This window comes from Pseudomonas sp. HB05, from assembly GCF_016756915.1.
Taxonomy (GTDB): domain Bacteria; phylum Pseudomonadota; class Gammaproteobacteria; order Pseudomonadales; family Pseudomonadaceae; genus Aquipseudomonas; species Aquipseudomonas alvandae.
Map to the genome: position 1 here is coordinate 121,946 of NZ_JAESPG010000008.1, position 20,341 is coordinate 142,286.

Sequence of the window (20,341 nt, forward strand, 5' to 3'; positions counted from 1 at the left end):
TAGAGAACCAGGAGGACACCGTCCATGGCCGCATTCGCCCATTCCGTCGGCGCCCAGACCTACCGCTTCGACAGCCTCAAAGACCTGATGGCCAAGGCCAGCCCGGCGCGTTCCGGGGATTTCCTCGCCGAAGTCGCCGCCCTCAACGATGGCGAGCGCGTGGCCGCGCAAATGGCTTTGGCTGACTTGCCCCTCAGCCATTTCCTGCAAGAAATGCTGATTCCTTACGAGATCGACGAAGTCACCCGATTGATCGTCGACACCCATGACAAACACGCCTTCGCCACCGTCAGCCACCTCACCGTCGGCGGTTTTCGCGACTGGCTGCTCAGCGACGCCGCCGATGAACAGAGCCTGCGCGCCCTGGCCCCCGGCCTGACGCCAGAAATGGTCGCCGCCGTGTCGAAGATCATGCGCGTGCAAGACCTGGTGCTGGTGGCACAGAAAATCCGCGTGGTCACCAAATTCCGCGGCACCCTCGGCCTGCGCGGACGACTGTCCACCCGCCTGCAACCCAACCACCCCACCGACGAACCTGCCGGGATCGCCGCGAGCATCCTCGACGGCCTGCTCTTCGGCAACGGCGACGCCATGATCGGCATCAATCCGGCCACCGACAGCACCGCCTCGATCTGCGCCATGCTGGAAATGCTCGACGCCATCATCCAGCGCTACGACATTCCCACCCAGGGCTGCGTGCTGACCCACGTCACCACTTCCATCGAAGCGGCGAACCGCGGCGTGCCCCTGGACCTGGTGTTCCAGTCCATCGCCGGCACGGAAGCGGCCAACGCCAGTTTCGGCATCAACCTGAACATCTTGAAAGAGGGCTACGACGCCGGCCTCAGCCTGAATCGCGGCACCTTGGGCAACAACCTGATGTATTTCGAAACCGGCCAGGGCAGCGCACTGTCGGCCAACGCCCACCACGGCGTCGATCAACAGACTTGCGAGACACGAGCCTACGCGGTGGCGCGACATTTCAACCCGTTCCTGGTGAACACGGTTGTAGGCTTCATCGGCCCGGAATACCTGTACAACGGCAAACAGATCATCCGCGCCGGCCTCGAAGATCACTTCTGCGGCAAGCTTTTGGGCGTGCCGATGGGTTGCGACATCTGCTACACCAACCACGCCGAAGCCGACCAGGACGACATGGACACCCTGCTGACCCTGCTGGGCGTGGCCGGGATCAACTTCATCATGGGCATTCCCGGCTCCGACGACATCATGCTCAACTACCAGACCACCTCGTTCCACGACGCCCTCTACGCCCGCCAGACCCTCGGCCTGAAGCCGGCGCCGGAATTCGAAACGTGGTTGGCGAACATGGGCATCTTCACCCAGGCCGATGGCCGAGTGCGGTTCGGCGACAACCTGCCACCGGCGTTTCGCCAGGCCCTTGCGCATTTGGGATAAGCCGCATTTTTATGAGTGAGTTGCCCATGGATAAAAAACCTGTCGATTCGCAAAACCCCTGGCTGAACCTGCGCAACCTGACCCCGGCGCGCATCGCCCTGGGCCGCACCGGCACCAGCCTGCCGACCTCGGCGCAACTGGACTTCCAATACGCCCACGCCCAGGCCCGCGATGCGGTGCACCTGGCGTTCGATCACCAGGGCATTCGCGCACAACTGACTGAGCGCGGCCGTGAAAGCCTGTTGCTCCACAGTGCCGCAGCCGACCGCCATAGCTATCTGCAGCGCCCGGACCTGGGCCGGCGGCTCGATGAGGCATCCGCGCAAATCCTGGACGAGTACGCGGCGACCCATCCCGGCGGCGTGGATTTGGCTATCGTGGTGGCTGACGGCCTTTCAGCGCTGGCGGTGCATCGCCATACCTTGCCGTTCCTGGCGCGGCTGGAAGAACAGATCGTCGCCGAAGGCTGGTCCGTTTCGCCGGTGGTCCTGGTGGAACAGGGTCGCGTCGCCGTAGCGGATGAAGTGGCGCAGCGGCTCGGCGCAAAAATGTCGGTGATCCTGATCGGCGAACGCCCCGGCCTCAGCTCCCCCGACAGCCTCGGGCTGTATTTCACCTACGCCCCCAAGGTCGGCCTGACCGATGCCTATCGCAACTGCATCTCCAACGTCCGCCTCGAAGGCTTGAGCTACGGGATGGCGGCCCATCGCTTGATCTACCTGATGCGCGAGGCCTGTCGCCGCCAGCTTTCGGGGGTCAATCTGAAGGACGAAGCCCAGGTTCATACTCTAGAGTCGGAAAATCCTGCCGATATGAAAGGTAATTTCCTACTGGCGCCGCCCCGCAACTGATCCGTTTATCCGATTGCGTTTTTGATCCGCTTTCAGGCAGCATCAAAAGCACGGCAGCGCGACATTGTTGTCTGAATATCTGTCGACCTTTGCAGACGAGACCTACCATGCGGATTATCCAAGCGACCCTGGAACACCTGGACCTGCTGACCCCATTGTTCGTCAAATACCGGGAATTCTACGGCTCGCTGCCATACCCGGACTCGTCCCGAGTCTTCCTCGAAAAGCGCCTGCGCCGCAAGGAATCAGTCATCTACCTGGCCCTGCCGGATGACGACGACAGCAAATTGCTCGGCTTCTGCCAGCTCTATCCCAGCTTCTCGTCGCTGTCGCTCAAGCGCGTGTGGATCCTCAACGACATCTACGTCGCCGAAGACGCCCGCCGCCAACTCGTCGCCGACAACCTGATCCGCACCGCAAAAAAAATGGCCAAGGAAACCAACGCCGTGCGCATGCGCGTCTCCACCAGCAGCAACAACGAAGTCGCGCAGAAAACCTACGAATCGATCGGCTTCAAGGAAGACACCGAGTTCAAGAACTACGTGCTGCCAATCAGCGAAGGGCTCTGACCCCTGCGGCTGGGTGAAAAACTCTGTGGCTGAGTGAACCCCTTGTGGCTGGTGAAACCGTGTGGCGAGGGGATTTATCCCCGCTGGGCTGCGCAGCAGCCCCAAAACTTGAGCACGCGGTGCACCAGCCTGACCGAGCCAGCTTTTGAGGGGGACCGCTTCGCGCTCCAGCGGGGATAAATCCCCTCGCCACAGAATCCCGCTCCACAAACAAACTCCACTGACACCACACCCCGTGGCGAGGGAGCTTGCTCCCGCTGGGCTGCGCAGCAGCCCCAAAACCTAAGCACGCGGTACACCTGACTGACCTGAGTAAGCTTCTGGGGGACCGCTTCGCGGTCCAGCGGGAGCAAGCTCCCTCGCCACAAAAGCGGTCCGAGCCACGCCTCATCCAGCCAATCTCTCAGAAATCCCCAGCTACAAACTCAACACGCGCTTCACAATCCCCACCGTATAATGCCGCTCGTCCCAGCTTGTAAGAAAAAGCTACACACCCTGTAGTCATACTCAAAAGCCAGACCCACCAGCCCGCCGAGCCGGGCCGCCACCAAGGTGCTACACATGGATTTCAACCCCCTCGACCTCATCCTGCATCTCGACGTCTACCTCGACATGCTGGTGACCAACTACGGGACGTGGGTCTACGCCATCCTGTTCCTGGTGATCTTCTGTGAAACCGGCCTGGTGGTCATGCCGTTCCTGCCCGGCGACTCCCTGCTGTTCATCGCCGGCGCCGTCGCCGCCGGTGGCGCCATGGACCCCGTCCTGCTGGGCGGCCTGTTGATGCTCGCGGCCATCCTCGGCGACAGCACCAACTACCTCATCGGCCGCACCGCTGGCGAAAAACTCTTCAGCAACCCCAACTCGAAAATCTTCCGCCGCGACTACCTGCAGCAAACTCACGACTTCTACGACAAACACGGCGGCAAAACCGTGACCCTGGCGCGCTTCCTGCCGATCATCCGCACCTTCGCGCCCTTCGTCGCCGGCGTCGGCAAGATGAACTACCTGCGCTTCCTCGGGTTCAGCGTCCTCGGCACCGTCCTCTGGGTCGGCGGCCTGGTGACCCTCGGCTACTTCTTCGGCAACGTGCCGTTCATCAAGCAAAACCTGTCCTTGCTGGTGGTGGGCATCATCCTGCTGTCGCTGCTGCCGATGATCATCAGCCTGGTGCGCAGCAAACTGAACCAGCGCGCCTCGAAAGCCGAAACGCGCTGATCGCCCATGTGGTCCCTGAGCAACTGGCGCCGCCGACGCACCCTCGCCAAACACCCCGTCGCCGAGGACACCTGGCAGCGCGTGCGCCAACAATTGAGCTTCCTCGACGGCATCAGCGCCGCCGAGGACCAATGGCTGCGGGAAGCCTGCGTCCTGTTCCTGCACGATAAACACCTCACCGCCCTGCCCGGCGTCGAACTGCACCAGGAACAACGCCTGCTGCTCGCCGCCCAGGCCCAGTTGCCGCTGATGCACCTCGGCGAGCTGAACTGGTACCAAGGCTTCCACGAAATCGTCCTCTACCCCGACGACTTCCTCAGCCCCCAGCGCTACCGCGACGCCAGCGGCATCGAACACGAATGGGACGGCGAACACAGCGGCGAAGCCTGGCCCCAAGGCCCGATCATCCTGGCCTGGGACGGCGTCATGGCCAGCGGCGGCTGGGACGGCTACAACCTGGTGATCCACGAACTGGCGCACAAACTCGACATGCTCAACGGCGACGCCAACGGCCTGCCACCGCTGCACGCCGACATGCGCGTCAGCGACTGGGCCGAGGCCATGCAGCAAGCCTTCGACGACCTCGACCGCCAACTCGACCAGAACCCCGACGCAGAAACCGCCATCGACCCCTACGCCGCCGAAAACCCGGCCGAATTCTTCGCCGTCACCAGCGAATACTTCTTCAGCGCCCCGGACCTGCTGCACCAGGCCTATCCCAAGGTCTACGAACAGCTCAAGGCGTTCTACCGCCAGGATCCGTTGGCCCGGCTGCGGCAACTTCAGGCCGAAGATCCGGTCTATCAGGCGTCATACTAAGGTCTCTACGACCCTGGTAACGTGGCAACAGCGGCTGAATATGCCTATAATCGCCGCCACTTTTTGGTCAATCCGACCAGTCATCTGGTCAACTAACGGGGGCACCGCCCAATGAGCTACAGCAAGATTCCGGCTGGCAAAGACCTGCCGAACGACATCTACGTCGCGATCGAAATCCCGGCCAACCACGCCCCGATCAAATACGAAATCGACAAAGACAGCGATTGCCTGTTCGTTGACCGTTTCATGGCCACCCCGATGTTCTACCCGGCCAACTACGGTTACATCCCCAACACCTTGGCCGACGACGGCGACCCCCTCGACGTACTGGTCGTGACCCCATACCCAGTGGCCCCAGGCTCGGTCATCCGCGCCCGTCCAGTCGGCATCCTGAACATGACCGACGACGGCGGCGGCGATGCCAAAGTCATCGCAGTACCGCACGACAAACTGTCGCAACTGTACGTCGACGTGAAGGAATACACCGACCTGCCGCCACTGCTGATCCAGCAGATCGAGCACTTCTTCGCGAACTACAAAGACCTCGAAAAAGGCAAGTGGGTCAAGATCGAAGGCTGGGCCGGCGCAGACGCCGCCCGCGAAGCGATCACCAAGTCGGTTGCCGCCTACAAAGGCTGAAATCGAACTTAAAAAGAACCCCGGTTAATACCGGGGTTTTTTATGCCCGGACCCTACTTAATACAACTTCGTATTAGTAGCGTTTACCCACGTTTACATTGCCAGTTTCGATTCCCGCAAACGGAAAGATCGTCTTATAAATTCACACGACATGTTTATTGCCCAAAACACAGTCGTCTCTAAACTTTCCGTTTATGAAAATACTTTCCAGTGGCGACCGCTTCAGAGCCCTTCTCAGAGAAGCGAACATCCGATCCGCCGACTTCGCGAAGTTGTACGGCGTGAAATCCCAACACGTGAACAACTGGTTCAACCGTGGCATCCCGCCCGGGCGCATCCACTCCATCGCCAGTTTGCTGACCGTCAGCCCGGAATGGCTCGCCCGCGGCGAAGGCCCGCAAACGCCATTGGGCCTCGGCCCCGGCACCACCTATGAAGCCGCCGAAAACGACGGCGTCTACAGCGTGGCCGAACCCACGGACATCGAACTGCCCTTCTACAAGGAAGTCCCCATCGCCCCCGGCGAAACCAAAACCCACATCGTCGAAATCCCCGACCAATCCATTCGCCTGCCCCGCAGCCACCTCGAATCCCTCGAAATCGACCCCAGCGACGCCATCTGCACCACCATGGTCGGCGACAGCATGGCCGAACGTATTGAAGACGGCTCCACACTCGCCATCGACCGCGGCCTGACGCAAATTGTTGATGGTCAAATCTATGCGCTGGAGCATGACGGCATGCTCCGCATCAAATACCTCCACCGCATCCCCGGCAACCGACTACGCCTGCGCAGCCACAACAGCGCCGCCTACCCCGACGAAGTCTTCAGCGCAGAACAGATCGACAAGCAACACATCCACGTGATCGGCTGGGTGTTCTGGTGGTCAACCCTCAACAAACAGAGACCGCCGGTGTTCGACTAACCCACCCAAGACCAGAAACCGTGGCAGGAACTGCAGTAGGATCTGTGGCAGGAGCTTTTGTGGCAGGAGCTCTTGTGGCGAGGGAGCTTGCTCCCGCTGGGCTGCACAGCAGCCCCCTACTTTCCCCTGAATCGCCCTAACCCAATGATTCCACACCACTTACCACTGGGATTCCAAAGCAAACCCGCGTATCCTCCGCCCCACATTTGCGAGCCCACGCCTCGCACCGACAAGGCAGATCACTTTCTGACCAAGTCCCACAGCCGGCCGCAAGAGCCGGATGTACGTTTTGAAGGCTGGTAAGGTTTGTCAAAAACGAGCTGAATCAGTCAACGAGAAGCCGGCCATAAGCCGGCTTTTTAATGTCTGTGTTTTACCCATCCCCCATCCAAATCCCGCCTGATGACCAAGCAACGCCGCACGTAAGCATCCCCCGTACTCGACAGCGAAAGTTATCAAACACCGCATGATTCCCAAACGCCATCAGAAGAGAATATTCTGACGACATATTGCGCTGCGTCCTACAGCGAAACGGGAAACCTACGGATAGCCCCCGCCATGTCCTCTTCACCTACCAGCAATCAATCCAATCCGCCCTGGAGCCGTGACGAACTCGTCCTAGCTCTGGATCTGTACCTTCTTCACCGCAATGGTCTGCCGGGCGTTAATCATCCGGACGTCCAAGCCCTATCTCAGAGCCTCAATCTCATTGGCAACGCCACCGGTGTGAGCAAGAACCAGAGTTTTCGTAACACCAATGGTGTCTGCATGAAGCTCAATAATTTCCGTCGTTGGGATCCGAGCTACACCAACACGGGCCGCACAGGACTTGCAAAAGGCAATAAGGATGAGGAGTTGGTATGGCTGGAGTTCGCTAACGACCCCGTGCGCCTGGCCGAGGTCGTAGGAGCCATCAAGGCGAACGTCGGAACCACTGCTATTACGCCAGTAGATCTAAGTGCGGAGGAAGAGCCGGGATTCTTCGAAGCAGAGGAAGGAAAAGTGTTAACCCGCGTGCACCGTGTACGGGAAAGGGACAAAAAACTCGTCAAACGAAAAAAGGACGAAGCCCTGAAGACTCACGGTGTCCTCCAGTGCGAAGCCTGTGGCTTCAACTTCAGCAAAACATACGGTCCTGACGTCGAAGGCGTTATCGATGTGCACCACACCAAGCCACTACATACGCTCCAACCTGGCGATAGAACCAAGCTCGCGGACCTCGCATTGTTGTGTGCCAATTGCCATCGAGTGGTGCATTCACGCCGTAAGTGGCTGAGCGTAATCGAGGTGAAGGACCGCTACCAAGCAGCTAAAAACACAGCCTGAACTGGGGTCGGCTGCCATGGGCAATCAGTGAAAAGCCCACTACGCCAAAAGAAAACTCTTACAATCCATCCCTAGATTTCTGACGGCCGCTGTCACGTTTCTGGCAGAAAAAGAGAGGCAAGCCTATGAGCAAGGCAGATGGCCCCCCAAAACAATTAATCGACGTGGAGAATCTTGCAGCGTCCCTTCAGCGCTTTGCAGATGATCGCGACTGGCAGCAATTCCACTCGCCCAAAAACCTTCTGCTAGCGCTGACAGGCGAGGTGGGTGAGCTTTGCGAAGTGTTCCAGTGGATGAGCGAAGCCGACTCACTGGCTGCTGCCAAGCATCCGGCGACCGCCCAATCGGTGAAGGACGAGCTAGCCGACGTATTCATGTACTTAGTCCGTCTGAGCAGCGTGCTCGGAGTCGATCTCAACGAAGCGGTCATGAGCAAGCTTGCTCTGAACGGCCAAAAATACCCTGTCGACAAAGCCAAAAGCACCAGCAAAAAGTACGACCAACTCTGACCTTCAGTGCTCTAAGGATCTCTTGTGATCGTTTACGCGGCGACCAAACAGCAATTCCTGAAAGACAACGATAACGACGATATAGAAGAAGTGATTCTGCGGCACTTTAAAGAGGCCACCGGTAAGAAGGTGGGCGCATCAGAGATCAGGTCGTGGCAGGGATCCTTGACCTATATGGCCAAGGTGCTTCGAGACGATGACCTACCCAGCGACGCTGGTCTGGCCATTGAGCTGCATATCCCACAGTCCTCGAAACGCATCGACTTTTTGCTCACGGGACGCGATGAGAACCAAGCAAAAAAAGCTGTATTGATCGAACTGAAGCAATGGAGCAAGGCGAGCGCAACCACCAAGGACGCAATTGTCAAAACCGCCTTAGGTGGCGGTCTCGTTGAAACCATTCACCCGTCCTACCAGGTATGGTCGTACGCAGCGCTGCTGGAAGGCTTCAACGAAGCGGTATATGACAAAAGCATCGAAATTCGCCCCTGTGCCTACCTGCATAACTATGTCAGTGATGGCGTCATCAATTCTGTTCACTACGAAGCGCACACCAGTAAAGCTCCGCTGTTTCTCAAAGGTCCTGAGGAACTGACGAAACTAAGAAGTTTCCTAAAAAAGCACATCACTCACGGTGACAATAAAGAGGTGCTTTACGAACTTTCCAATGGAAAAATTCGTCCATCCAAAGCGCTAGCCGAGGCGCTTACCGGGCTCATGGATAGTAAACCTGAGTTTGTGTTGATTGATGACCAGAAAGAAGTCTTCGAGTCAGCACTCGTTGCAGGAACTGAAGCCACCATAGAAGCCCCAAAGGTGCTAATCATCGAAGGGGGCCCAGGAACAGGAAAAACCGTCCTGGCGATCAACTTACTGGTACGCCTCACCGCGCTGAAGTTACTGACCAAGTACGTCTCAAAAAACGCAGCGCCACGCAAAGTGTACGAAAGCAAGCTGGTTGGTACGATCAAACGTAGCCATTTTTCTAATTTTTTTTCTGGATCGGGCGCGTTTATCGACACCGAGCCCAACACGTATGACGCGCTAATCGTTGACGAAGCCCATAGGCTGAATGAGAAAAGCGGTCTTTATGGAAACTTAGGCGAGAACCAGATCAAAGAACTGATCGGCTCAGCGAAATGCTCGATTTTTTTCATCGACGAAGACCAGCGCGTGACCTTGAGCGACATTGGTAGTAAACAGGCGATCCGCGCCTTTGCCAAAGCAAAAGGCGCAACGGTGGAGGAATATTCTCTTTCCTCTCAGTTCCGTTGCAGCGGCTCTGACGGCTATCTAGCGTGGTTGGATGACGTATTGGCTATTCGACCGACTGCCAATCCGCTACTTGATACTAGCGAATACGAGTTCAAGGTTTTCAATACTCCACAGGCAATGCACGCGGCCATCGAGCAGAAAAACCACGGGAACAAAGCTCGTGTTATCGCGGGTTACTGCTGGCCTTGGCTCAGCAAAAAAGACTCTCAGGCTTCCGACATCGTGATCGGCGATGCTTATGCGCGTCAGTGGAACCTGGATCAGGACGGCAGTTTGTGGATCATCGCGGAAAACTCCATCGAACAGGTCGGTTGCATCCACACCTGCCAGGGGCTGGAAGTCGACTACATAGGAGTAATCATCGGGCCGGATTTAATCGTTCGTGATGGGCAAGTTCTGACGTCACCGCACAAGCGTGACAAGTACGACAAATCGATCCGTGGCTGGAAGAAACTGATGAAAGAGCGGCCTGATTTCGCGGAGAAGGAGACAGATATGATCATCAAAAACACGTACCGAACATTGATGACCCGTGGGATGAAAGGATGCTACCTGTACTGCACTGACGAGGAAACGGCACAGTACTTTGAGAGTCGGCTCGCCGATTACCACTCCCATTGACGTCCTGCTGACTTGGGCAATTATCCAACAGGTTGTTGGACAATCTGAGCACCTGCCGTTTCGGGGCTGTTGTAAAAGGTCTTGCAAAGCAAGACCTTTTATCGCGAAAAGGCAGCCAACACCCCGCCCTATCTCACCTCAACAATATCCAAAGCCCGATTCGCCAACAGTTCACTCACCTCAATCACCTGCAAAATTCCCATCGCAACACGCCGTCGCGATCCATCAAGATCAAACGCCAAATCACTGATCATGGCATTAGCCGAAGCCAGGTTTTCACTGAGGCTGGCAAGCAGACACTCCGAATCAACATCCGGCGCAATACGGAAAATGCTGTTGGGGTTGTCAGACGTTTCTTTCTTCGGAGTAGGCTTCAGATAAAAATCCAATGCCCGGGTGGCAGCATCATCAAGCTTCTTGTTACGAGCAGTCTGAGCGCGAGACACATGCTCATCTGTAGCAGGCGGGTTCGGTGTAATTTTAGCCATGGTAAAGCTCCTAGAGTCTGTTGGAGCTACCACCATTCGCTGCGAAACGAAGTTGGGGTGGCAGCTGTACGCGGGTTCGCAGACCGGGACTCTAGGGACCGGCAGACCCATGGGGTCTCCCACGCACAGCCACCTCTGACGAAATCACAGACATAGGACAATCTGCTTTCGAAGGTGACGTTGTGCGCCTATAGAGTCCGGGCTGCGAAACCCGATCACTGATGCTCAGTGACAAGACTCAAACTACCGACGGGCTCCAAAACGCACAAGCCGGCGGATTCTGGCGTAGTTGTAGGCAATGGCGCAAGAAAACGTCAGTCGCGCCCTGGATTCCAAGCGCCCAATAAACACCGCGCCGCCCCACCCCATCACGAGAGGATAACGTGTCGCCGTTTTGCGATTTCTGCGACACGTTTCCTCCTCATGTCGCTGCCGACGACATGAGAACGAAACGTGTCGTCAAAACCGCGTTTTAGCAACATGACAGGTAAACCGACTCCTCGGGACTGGCTCGCCCCTCACCCCAACACATTCAAACAAACCACTTTCGGCTGAGTCATTTCCTCATACGCAAACCGCACCCCTTCCCTGCCCAAGCTGCCGTACTTGGAGCCGCCAAACGGCATCGCATCAAACCGGAAATCCGACGAGTCATTGATCATTACGCCTCCCGCCTCAATCCGCCGTGCAGCGCTCATGGCGGTGCTAAGGTCGTTGGTGAAAATTCCGGCATGAAGCGCATATTCAGGTTCATTCGCTAATGCGATGGCTTCATCGAACGTCTCGAACACCTGCAACACCACCACCGGCGCAAACGCTTCGTTGCGCCAAATCCGGCTGGAATGATCGACATTTTCCAGCACGGTAGCCCCATAGCAATTGCCCTGACGCCGATGCCCGCAGAGCAACGTGGCGCCTTGTTGCAGCGCTTCGTTCACCATCTGTTCGGCGTTCTGCGCAGCTTGCTGGGTGATCATCGGCCCGATGTCGGTATTGGCGAGCAGCGGGTTGCCGACGACGAGGGCTTGGGCCTGGTTGACGAAGCGTTCGCGGAAGGCTTCGTAGATCGGCGCGTGAATGAGCAACCGTTGGGTGCCAATGCAGTTTTGCCCGGCGGCCCAGAAGGCGCCGGAGACGCAGCTGTCGACGGCGGCGTCGAGGTTGCAGTCGCCCATGACGATGACGGGGGCGTTGCCGCCGAGGTCCATGGCGAGTTTTTTCAGGCCGGCGGTGCGGGCGATTTGTTCGCCGGTGACGAAGCCGCCGGTGAAGGAGATCATCCGCACGTCGCGGGCGGCGACCAGGGCTTTGCCGAGTTCGGCGCCGCCGGTGGCGACGGTGACGACGGTTTCGGGGAGGCCGGCGGCGACCAGGTACGACACCAGTTTGAGGGCGGACAACGGGGCCAGTTCGGACGGTTTGAGGATCACCGCATTACCGCCGGCGATGGCCGGGCCGAGTTTGTGGGCGACCAGGTTCAGCGGGTCGTTGTAGGGGGTGATGGCGACGATCAGGCCCAGGGGTTCGCGGGTGAACCAGCCCTGGCGCGATTCGGCGCCTTCGTAGGCGTCGAACGGTACGATTTCACCGGCATTGCGCTTAGCCTCTTCGGCGGAGAGCTTGAGGGTGTTGACGCAGCGTTTGACTTCTTTTTCGGCCTGTTTGAGGGTCTTGCCGGCTTCGTCGACGATCAGCCGGGCGAAGGCTTTGGCGTCGCGCTCGATGTTCAGTGCTGCTTGTTCGAGGATGCTGGCGCGGCGATGACGTGGAAGTGCGGCGCAGGCGCGTGCGCCGCTACGGCCGGTCTCGAGCAGGTGTGGGACTTCTGAGGCGCACACGTCGGCGACGGTGCCGACGATGCTGCCGTCAAACGGGTTGAGGACTTCGATGTGCGGTTCGACGACCGCCAGGGCCAGGCGCGATACGTTCACAGGGTGTGCTCCTGTTTGCGGGTTGCCGATTGGTGGATGTGGATGATGTCGGACAGCAGTGCGAAGGCGGTTTCGGTGCGGCCTGCGCCTGGGCCGGAGACGGTGACGGCACCGAGCAGTTCGCTGGTGAACGACACGGCGTTGGTGGCGCTGCTGATGCTCGCCAGCGGGTGGTCGTTGCTGAGCAGGCGCGGTTCGACGCTGGCGCTGATGGAGCCGTCGGCATTGCGGGTGGCGGCGCCGATGAGTTTCCAGCGTGCGTTGTCGCGGCGGGCTTTTTCGATGTCGTCGAGGCTGAGGGCGGAGATGCCTTTGCAGCTGACGTCGTTGACGGTGAGTTTGGCGTCGAGCAGTTCATTGGCGAGGATGACGACTTTGAGACGAACGTCGTGGCCTTCGACGTCGGCGGTTGGGTCGGCTTCGGCGTAGCCCAGGGCTTGGGCCTGGCTGACGGCTTCGGCGAACCCGAGGCCGCCTTCCATGGCGGTGAGGACGAAGTTGGAGGTGCCGTTGAGGATGCCTTCGAAACCAGTGATCGAGCTGCCGGCCAGGGCTTGTTTGGCGAGGCGGATGACCGGGGTGCCGCTCATCACTGAGCCTTCGTATTCAAAGGCGACGTTGTTGCATCGGGCCAGGGCCTTGAGTTCGGCGCCGTGCAGGGCGATGGGGCCTTTGTTGGTGGTGACCACGTGTTTGCCGCGCTCCAGGGCCCAGCGGCAGAACGAAGTGGCGGGCTCGCCGTCCACCGGGTTGGTGAAGGTGGCTTCGGCGATGATGTCGGCGCCGCAGTCTTTGATCACGGCTTCGTTGAGGGCATCGACGGTGCCGCCAGGGAGTTGGGCCATGGCGCCTTTGCTGGCGGGCAGCCGGGCGAGTGAGGCGGCGTCGAGGCCGTGGCGGTTCATCACCGAACCGAGGAACAGGTCGGTCACGCCGACGATTTTCAGGGTGAAGCCGAGTTCGGTTTTCCACTGCTGGTTGCGCTCGGCAATCAGTTGGGCCAATGCCCGGTTTACACCGCCGAAGCCGACTAGAGCCAGTTTGTATTCAGTCATTTTTGTTGTGTCCCTTGATCCGGGTGATGAGGTTGTTGGGATCTAGGTTAGGGGTGTGGGGTGGGCAGTGAAATATGCCAATTTGCTCTATTTTCTGGGCGTTTTGACCAGGGGGTGGGCGAAGTGGTGGGTGGGGGGAAAGCCGACAGAATCGACTGGCCGAACACAGGCCTCTGTGGGAGTGAGTCTGCTCGCGAAGGGGTCAGGTCAGGCAACATTGATGTCGACTGGTCTACCGCCATCGCGAGCAAGCTCGCTCCCACAGTTTTTTTCAGTGTTTGGTCCATTGGAGTCGGGGCATTCATCTGCGCCGGCTCTTGTGGCGAGGGAGCTTGCTCCCTCGCCACGGGGTTTGTGGTGGCTGGCTTATTTGTGAACACCATTAGCGGTAGTGAGTAGGCGGGGCCTGGCTGAACACATTCCCCTGTGGGAGCGGGCTTGCTCGCGAAAGGGCCAGGTCAGGCGACATTGATGGTGGCTGGTGTACCGCTATCGCGAACAAGCCCGCTCCCACAGTTTTCTTCAGTGTTTGGTCTATTAGCGGCAGAGCATGCACCCGCCGGCTCTTGCTCCCGCTGGGCTGCGCAGCGGCCCCAAATCATTCAACGCGGTGGGTCAGGTTGATTGAGTCAACTTGGTTGGGGCTGCTTTGCAGCCCAGCGGGAGCAAGCTCCCTCGCCACGGGGTTTGTGGTGGCCGGCTTATTTGTGGACACCATTAGCGATAGTGAGTAGGTGGGGCCTGGCCGAACACAGGCCTCTGTGGGAGTGAGTCTGCTCGCGATAGGGCCAGGTCAGGCGACATTGATGGTGGCTGGTGTACCGCTTCGCGAGCAAGCCCGCTCCCACAGTTTTCTTCAGTGTTTGGTCTATTAGTGGCAGAGCATGCACCCGCCGGCTCTTGTGGCGAGGGAGCTTGCTCCCTCGCCACGGGTTGGGTGTAGGTTCAGACCACCGACGACAACACAAACGACGTCACGGTGTTCTCCACCCCCGGCAACGCCGAGATCTCTTTCCACACCTTGTGCACCCGCTCCGGGTTCGCCGCGCCGACTCGCAGCATCAAATCAAATTCGCCGCTCATCACATCGCACTGCAGCACTTCGGGCATGGCCTGCAGCGCCTGCAACACCTCGGCGCCGCGCATGCGGTCGTAGCGGTAGACGAAGATCACCGCGTTGATGTTCGACGATGCGTGCGCGCCCTCCCCGGTGCGCACCGTGTAGCCCTGGATCGCGCCGTCGCGTTCGAGGCGTTCGATGCGTTGGCGTACGGCGTTGCGCGAGAGGTTGACCTTGGCCGCCAGTTCGGCGTGGGCGGCGCGGGCGTTGAGGCGCAGTTCGGCGATGATGCGTTCGTCGAGGGGGTCGAGAATTCGCTTCATGGGGCCTCCGGTTTATAGGGCGCCGAGCAGTTGATGGAGGGCACCGAGGTCGTCCGACTGGATGCGATGAATCTGCGCCGGGCCGTGTTCGGAAATAGGACGTTGTTGCGCCGCCACGGGGATCCCCAACTCACCAAGCAACACCGCCGATTTAATAGGTGAGATCTCGCCCAAGGTCACCATCGGCGCCACCAGGCTGCGCCGGTACAAACGCGCCGCGAGCACGCCGGTGGCAGTGTGTGGGTCGATGACGTAGCCGGTGTCGCGATGCAGCGACGTGATTTCCTCCAGCGTCTGTTCATCGCTGACCGCGTACGAGTCGATGATCATCCGCGCCTGCAACCAGAACTCGTTGGCGATGGTCATTTCGCCCTGGGTTTCGAAGGTGTGCATCAGCGCGCTCACGGCCTGGTCGTCGTGCCCATAGAGCTCCCAGAGAAAGCGTTCCAGGTTGGAAAAAATCGACAAATCCATGGCCGGCGACAGGGTCTTGCTGGCGCGCAATCGCGAGTAGTGGTTCTTCAAAAAGAACTGATGCAGCGCGTCATTCTGGTTGGTGGCGACGATCATCTGCGTGATCGGCAAGCCCATCTTCTGCGCGATGTAGCCGGCATAGACTTCGGCAAAACTCGCCGCCGGCACACTGAAACCGATGGGCCGCTGACCACCGCCGAGTTGCAGCACCGCGTGGAAATAAAACACCAACTGCGCCATGACGCTGACCCAGTTGCTGGAATTGAAACTGATCGCCTCATGCTGGCGGAACAGTTGAGTGACCAAGGTCTGGCACTCATCGAAACTGCCATCGACGGCCACTTGATGAACCCGCGGATGCGCCGTCGCCTGCAGGTCTTGAAGCTGGTCTTGCGGTACGCCGGCCTCGGGATAAATCACCACCACGTCGGTCTCGTCGCAGTGTTTGAAAGCCTCGATGGCGGCCAGGCCGGTGTCGCCGTTGGTGACGCCGATCACCACGGCGCGACGCCCGCGTTTGCGCAGGAAATACTGCACCAGCCGAGCCTGCAATTGCGCGGCAAAATCCTTCGAGGAACGGGTCGGCCCATGGAACAATTCCAGGACCCATTCGTTGCGATCCACCTGATGCAGCGGCGCCAGGGAGCGATGGCTGAACTGGCTGCCGGCCTCCTTGAGCAAGCGCTTGAAATCGGCCTCGGGGATCGCTTCGCCCACGAACGGGCGCATCACTCGATAGGCCAGTTCGTCGTAGGACAAGGTCGACCAGTTGGCGATGTCCTGGGGTTCGAACTGCGGCAATTCCACGGGGACAAACAGTCCGCCATCTTCGGCGATGGCCGACAGCACGACTTTTTCGAAATCGACCTGCACGGCGGAATTTCGGGTACTCACGTAGCGCATGGTCAACTCCGCAAACTCAGATAAAACAGCTCATTTGTAGCGATGCGCCTGCTCCACCAGCCAGGTGGAAAATCGCGCCGCGTCCGGGTGTTGCTCGGCCCCGGAACTGCGCACCAGGTAGAACGATTCGCTGGCTTCGATGCGCTGGGCGAAGGGCTCGACCAAGCGCCCGTCTTCCAGCAATTCACTGACCATCGACGACCGGGCCAGGGCAATCCCCTGCCCCAGCTCGGCCATGCGCAACGTGCAGACCAATGTGTCGAATTGCAGGCCGGTCGAAGAATCCACGCTGTCGACGCCGACCCTGTTCAGCCAGTAACCCCAGCCTTCTTCGTAGCCCAATACGTGCAGCAGCGGATGCTTGGCTACGTCCGCCGGCGCCTTCAGCGTCGCCATCAGGGCCGGCGAGCAAACCGGGAACAAGGTGTCCCAGGTCAGCCGTTGCGACACCAGGCCGGGCCATTGGCCGTGGCCCCAGCGAATCTCCATGTCGTCTTCGCCGTCCAGCTCCTTGACCCAAATGTTGCTGATGTAGCGGATATCGACGTGGGGATGTGCCTGACGGAAATCCACCAGTTTCGGTGCCAGCCAGTGCACGAAAAACGCTAGGCTGCCGCGCACCTTGATCGGCCGGCGTTTGTGCTGGCCGAAGATTTCGTTGGTGCCCACCGCCAGCCGCGTGATCGCGTCCTGCACCACTGGCAGGTAGGCCTGGCCTTCTTCGGTCAGGCCCAGGCCACGGGGCAAGCGCTTGAACAGCGCCACGCCGAGATGACTTTCCAGTTGGCGGATCTGCTGGCTGACCGCGCCCTGGGTCAGGAACAATTCATCGGCGGCGTGGGTGAAGTTCAGGCAGCGGGCGGACACTTCGAACGCCCGCAGCCAGTTCAACGGGGGCAACGTTTTTTGCTTCATGGTCTTACCTCGTTAGCCCCCATGCACCGGGCCCATTTGCCCGCACCGTCGGCGCTTAGAACGCGTCGGACGGTTGTGCCACGAGGGCGACCGACAAGCGTCGCTCGCGGCTTTTGCGGGTAATGTAATACACGAAGTAACACCAGGCGATGAATGGCAAGCCGAAGTACAGCGCCACTCGCTGTTCAGGGTCGAAGGCGATGCCGATGCACGCCAGGCTGCAGCAGACCAGCGCCCCCAACGGCACCCACGGATAACCACGAACCCGGAACTTGAGGTCGCGAATGTCGCCGCCGTTCGCGACGTAGTGGCGACGGAAACCGATCTGGCTCGCGGCGATGCTCATCCACACCACCACCACGGCCAGGCCGGAAATCGACACCAACGCCAGGTAGATGGTGTCGGCGGCAAACACGCTGCTGAGCAACGATGCGGCGCCGCCGGCCATGCTGACGATGATCGCGTTGAGCGGCGTTCCCATGCGGGTCAGGGCCGAGAACTGCTTGGGCAGGTGGCCTTGGTCGCTGAGGGTCCAGAGCATGCGCGAGGCGGCATACAGCCCGGAGTTGGCCGCCGACAACAGGGCGGTGATGATCACGAAGTTCATGATGTCGGCGGAGTACGGAATGCCGATGTAGGTGAACACGGTGACGAACGGACTTTCCACCAGGCCAGCCTGTTCGCGGGGCAGCAGCGTCGCGAGGACAAAAATGGTCCCGACAAAAAACACCGCCAGGCGCAGCACCGTGGTGCGGATGGCGCGGGGTACGTTGCGTTGCGGATCCTTGGTTTCCCCGGCAGCGATGCCGATCAGTTCAGTGCCGGAGAAGGCGAAGGAAACTGCCAGCAGCGTCATCGCAATCGGCATGAAGCCCGTAGGAAAAAGTCCTTCGCGAGTGAAGTTGCTTAACCCGATGCTGTGGGCCTGGTCGATGTTCAGCAAACCGAGAATCGCACCACCGCCGATCAGCAGGAACACCACCACGGTCAGCACTTTGATCAACGACAGCCAGAACTCGGTCTCGGCGAACAAACGCACCGAGACCACGTTGGTGAGGAACACCACGCCGGCGAACAGCGCACTCCAGATCCACACCGGGGTGTCGGGAAACCATCGGGTCATGAGGATGCCGGCGGCGGTGAACTCGGAACCGATCGCCACCGTCCACGTCAGCCAGTACAGCCAGGCCACGGTGTAGCCGGTGCCAGGGCCGAGGAAACGCGTGGCGTAGGTGCTGAAGGAGCCGGTTTCCGGCATCTGCACCGCCAGCTCACCGAGGCACATCATCACCATATAAACCATGAGCGCGCCGATGACGTACGCGATGACCGCGCCCATCGGGCCTGCCTGGTTGACGGTGTAGCCGGAAGTCAGGAACAGCCCGGTGCCGATGACGCCACCCAAGGCGAGCATGACGATATGGCGCGTCTGCATTTCCTGCTTGAAGCCGGCCCGCGTACTGCTTTGTTGTTCTGTTAGGGACATGGTTGTTTCTCATGAAATGTCAGGGCGCGCATCGACGTCTACGCGAGTCAGACAAGCGCCGCTGAGCTTTTATTATTATTCCTATTCATGAACGCCCCGCTGACAGCCTTGTCGTGGGGTTATCAACTTGCTGACTTCAGCTTGCGGTCTCGGTGAGCACTTCATTGAGTTGCGGGTTGAGGGTTTTCCTGGCGAAGGCGAAGGCCTGTTTCAGGTCGTCCAACAAGTCGTCGGTATCTTCGATGCCGACCGACACGCGCACCAACCCTTCGGAAATCCCCAGGGCCAGGCGTTCTTCCAAGGTGTTCTCGACGTGACTGGTGGTGCGGGCCGGGCCGTAGATGGTTTCGACTGCGCCGAGATTGCCCGCGCAATGAGCAAATCGCAGACGCGGCAACAGCACCTTGACCGTGTCCATGCCGCCCTTGAGCACAAAGCTGACGATGGCGCCGAACCCGGACATTTGCGCGCAGGCCACGGCGTGGTTCGGATGGCTCGGCAAGCCGGGATAGTTGACTGATTCCACCAGCGGTTCCGTGCAGAGGAACTCCGCCAGGGCACGGGCGCTGGATTGTTGCTGGCGCATGCGCAGGGCCAGGGTTTTCATGCCACGGATGATCATGTAGGCCGAGAACGGGTCGAGCGTGGCGCCGTTGATTTCACGGTAATGACGCACCTTCGCCATCAAGGTTTCGTTGCCGCACACCAGGCCGCCGAGTACATCGCCGTGGCCGCTGAGGAATTTGGTCGCGCTGTGGATCACCACGTCGACACCCAGTGCCAGCGGGTTCTGGTTCAACGGCGTGGCGAAGGTGTTGTCCGCCACCACCAGGGCGCCGACGCGTTTCGCCGCCGCAACCAGGCGCGGGATGTCGAGGATTTTCAGGGTCGGGTTGGTTGGCGTTTCCAGGTACAGGACCTGGCAGCCCTTGGCGATTTCCCGCTCGATTTCCTCGTGGTCGAAGGTCTCGCACAAGGTCACCGCGACGCCGGTGCGCGGCAGGAATTCTTCGAAGATTTTGTTGGTGCCGCCGTAGCTGTCCTTGGTCGACACCACGCGATCGCCATTGGCGAGGAAGGTGTAGAGCACGCTGCTGATCGCCGCCATGCCGCTGCTGAAGGCCACGGCGGATTCGGCCATTTCCAGTTCGCGGATCTTCGCTTCGACGGTCTCGACGGTCGGGTTGCTCATGCGGCTGTAGATAAAGCCCGGCGCCTTGCCCAACGCAACGTCGTACCAGACGTCGATGTCGTCATAACCGTACGCGGCGCTGACGACGATGGGGGTCTGGGTGGCGTTGTAAGGATGCCTGACTTGCTCCCCGCCCCACACCGCCCGGGTGCCCGCTCCTGCGTTGATAAGCCCTGCGCTGTCAGGTTTTTTGTTCATTGTGACTACTCGCACTGAGGGGGTGGACGTTGAGCCATCCGCCGGAATCTGAGGGCCAATATAGGGAAAAGCCGCGCCTCCGAGAAACGATGTTATCGGTGCCAAAGGGGTGGTTTTTTTAATGGCTGGATGAGGCCCAGCAAG

Annotated in this window: 18 protein-coding genes; 10 read left to right on the plus strand and 8 right to left on the minus strand. The window is 59.5% G+C overall.

All coding sequences use genetic code 11. The annotated features are described in order from the left end of the window. Nucleotides 1-24: 24 nt before the first annotated feature. The 10 genes from JMN22_RS09895 (at nucleotide 25) to JMN22_RS09940 (ending at nucleotide 10,172) form a co-directional block, all read left to right on the plus strand. Nucleotides 25-1,419, plus strand: coding sequence for an ethanolamine ammonia-lyase subunit EutB (locus JMN22_RS09895; protein WP_198796704.1), 1,395 nt, complete (start codon nucleotides 25-27; stop codon nucleotides 1,417-1,419). Nucleotides 1,420-1,445: 26 nt separating this feature from the next. Continuing rightward, nucleotides 1,446-2,270: an ethanolamine ammonia-lyase subunit EutC gene (eutC, locus tag JMN22_RS09900; protein ID WP_198796703.1), complete on the plus strand. Its 825-nt coding sequence runs from the start codon at nucleotides 1,446-1,448 to the stop codon at nucleotides 2,268-2,270. Nucleotides 2,271-2,377: 107 nt separating this feature from the next. Beyond that, the gene (locus tag JMN22_RS09905) at nucleotides 2,378-2,839 is read left to right on the plus strand and encodes a GNAT family N-acetyltransferase (protein WP_198796702.1); all 462 of its coding nucleotides are present in this window, start codon (nucleotides 2,378-2,380) and stop codon (nucleotides 2,837-2,839) included. 561 nt (nucleotides 2,840-3,400) lie between these two features. Further along, complete coding sequence (locus JMN22_RS09910; protein WP_030140399.1) at nucleotides 3,401-4,057, plus strand: DedA family protein; 657 nt, start codon at nucleotides 3,401-3,403, stop codon at nucleotides 4,055-4,057. A gap of 6 nt (nucleotides 4,058-4,063) precedes the next feature. After that, entirely contained in the window at nucleotides 4,064-4,876 is an 813-nt protein-coding gene (locus tag JMN22_RS09915) for a zinc-dependent peptidase (RefSeq protein WP_198796701.1), read from the plus strand. Between the two features lie 111 nt (nucleotides 4,877-4,987). Further along, complete coding sequence (ppa, locus tag JMN22_RS09920; RefSeq protein ID WP_003205933.1) at nucleotides 4,988-5,515, plus strand: inorganic diphosphatase; 528 nt, start codon at nucleotides 4,988-4,990, stop codon at nucleotides 5,513-5,515. 194 nt (nucleotides 5,516-5,709) lie between these two features. Further along, nucleotides 5,710-6,441, plus strand: a complete 732-nt coding sequence (locus JMN22_RS09925) for a LexA family transcriptional regulator (protein ID WP_198796700.1) — start codon at nucleotides 5,710-5,712, stop codon at nucleotides 6,439-6,441. A gap of 558 nt (nucleotides 6,442-6,999) precedes the next feature. Beyond that, a complete protein-coding gene (locus JMN22_RS09930; RefSeq protein ID WP_198796699.1) occupies nucleotides 7,000-7,767 on the plus strand; it encodes an HNH endonuclease in 768 nt (255 codons plus the stop codon). Nucleotides 7,768-7,892: 125 nt separating this feature from the next. Beyond that, nucleotides 7,893-8,276, plus strand: a complete 384-nt coding sequence (locus JMN22_RS09935; RefSeq protein ID WP_198796698.1) for a nucleotide pyrophosphohydrolase — start codon at nucleotides 7,893-7,895, stop codon at nucleotides 8,274-8,276. 24 nt (nucleotides 8,277-8,300) lie between these two features. Then, complete coding sequence (locus tag JMN22_RS09940; RefSeq protein WP_198796697.1) at nucleotides 8,301-10,172, plus strand: DNA/RNA helicase domain-containing protein; 1,872 nt, start codon at nucleotides 8,301-8,303, stop codon at nucleotides 10,170-10,172. 128 nt (nucleotides 10,173-10,300) lie between these two features. Here JMN22_RS09940 and JMN22_RS09945 read toward each other — a convergent pair whose 3' ends face one another. The 8 genes from JMN22_RS09945 to JMN22_RS09980 all read right to left on the minus strand — a co-directional run bounded on the left by JMN22_RS09945 (nucleotide 10,301) and on the right by JMN22_RS09980 (nucleotide 20,197). Continuing rightward, on the minus strand, nucleotides 10,301-10,660 hold the full coding sequence (locus JMN22_RS09945; RefSeq protein ID WP_198796696.1) for a DUF6124 family protein: 360 nt from the start codon (nucleotides 10,658-10,660) through the stop codon (nucleotides 10,301-10,303). 518 nt (nucleotides 10,661-11,178) lie between these two features. Beyond that, the gene (locus tag JMN22_RS09950) at nucleotides 11,179-12,591 is read right to left on the minus strand and encodes an aldehyde dehydrogenase family protein (RefSeq protein WP_198796695.1); all 1,413 of its coding nucleotides are present in this window, start codon (nucleotides 12,589-12,591) and stop codon (nucleotides 11,179-11,181) included. Beyond that, complete coding sequence (locus JMN22_RS09955) at nucleotides 12,588-13,646, minus strand: homoserine dehydrogenase (protein WP_198796694.1); 1,059 nt, start codon at nucleotides 13,644-13,646, stop codon at nucleotides 12,588-12,590. The genes JMN22_RS09950 and JMN22_RS09955 overlap by 4 nt, the downstream gene beginning before the upstream one ends. 945 nt (nucleotides 13,647-14,591) lie before the next feature. Then, nucleotides 14,592-15,029, minus strand: coding sequence for an Lrp/AsnC family transcriptional regulator (locus JMN22_RS09960; RefSeq protein WP_003205952.1), 438 nt, complete (start codon nucleotides 15,027-15,029; stop codon nucleotides 14,592-14,594). Nucleotides 15,030-15,041: 12 nt separating this feature from the next. Beyond that, complete coding sequence (gene thrC / locus JMN22_RS09965) at nucleotides 15,042-16,406, minus strand: threonine synthase (protein WP_198796693.1); 1,365 nt, start codon at nucleotides 16,404-16,406, stop codon at nucleotides 15,042-15,044. A gap of 30 nt (nucleotides 16,407-16,436) precedes the next feature. Beyond that, complete coding sequence (locus JMN22_RS09970; protein ID WP_198796692.1) at nucleotides 16,437-17,321, minus strand: LysR substrate-binding domain-containing protein; 885 nt, start codon at nucleotides 17,319-17,321, stop codon at nucleotides 16,437-16,439. Between the two features lie 55 nt (nucleotides 17,322-17,376). Continuing rightward, nucleotides 17,377-18,807 carry an amino acid permease gene (locus JMN22_RS09975; RefSeq protein ID WP_198796691.1) on the minus strand — a complete coding sequence of 477 codons (1,431 nt, stop codon included), beginning with the start codon at nucleotides 18,805-18,807 and terminating at the stop codon, nucleotides 17,377-17,379. Between the two features lie 136 nt (nucleotides 18,808-18,943). Next, nucleotides 18,944-20,197: a cystathionine gamma-synthase family protein gene (locus JMN22_RS09980; protein WP_030140413.1), complete on the minus strand. Its 1,254-nt coding sequence runs from the start codon at nucleotides 20,195-20,197 to the stop codon at nucleotides 18,944-18,946. Between the last annotated feature and the right edge of the window lie 144 nt (nucleotides 20,198-20,341).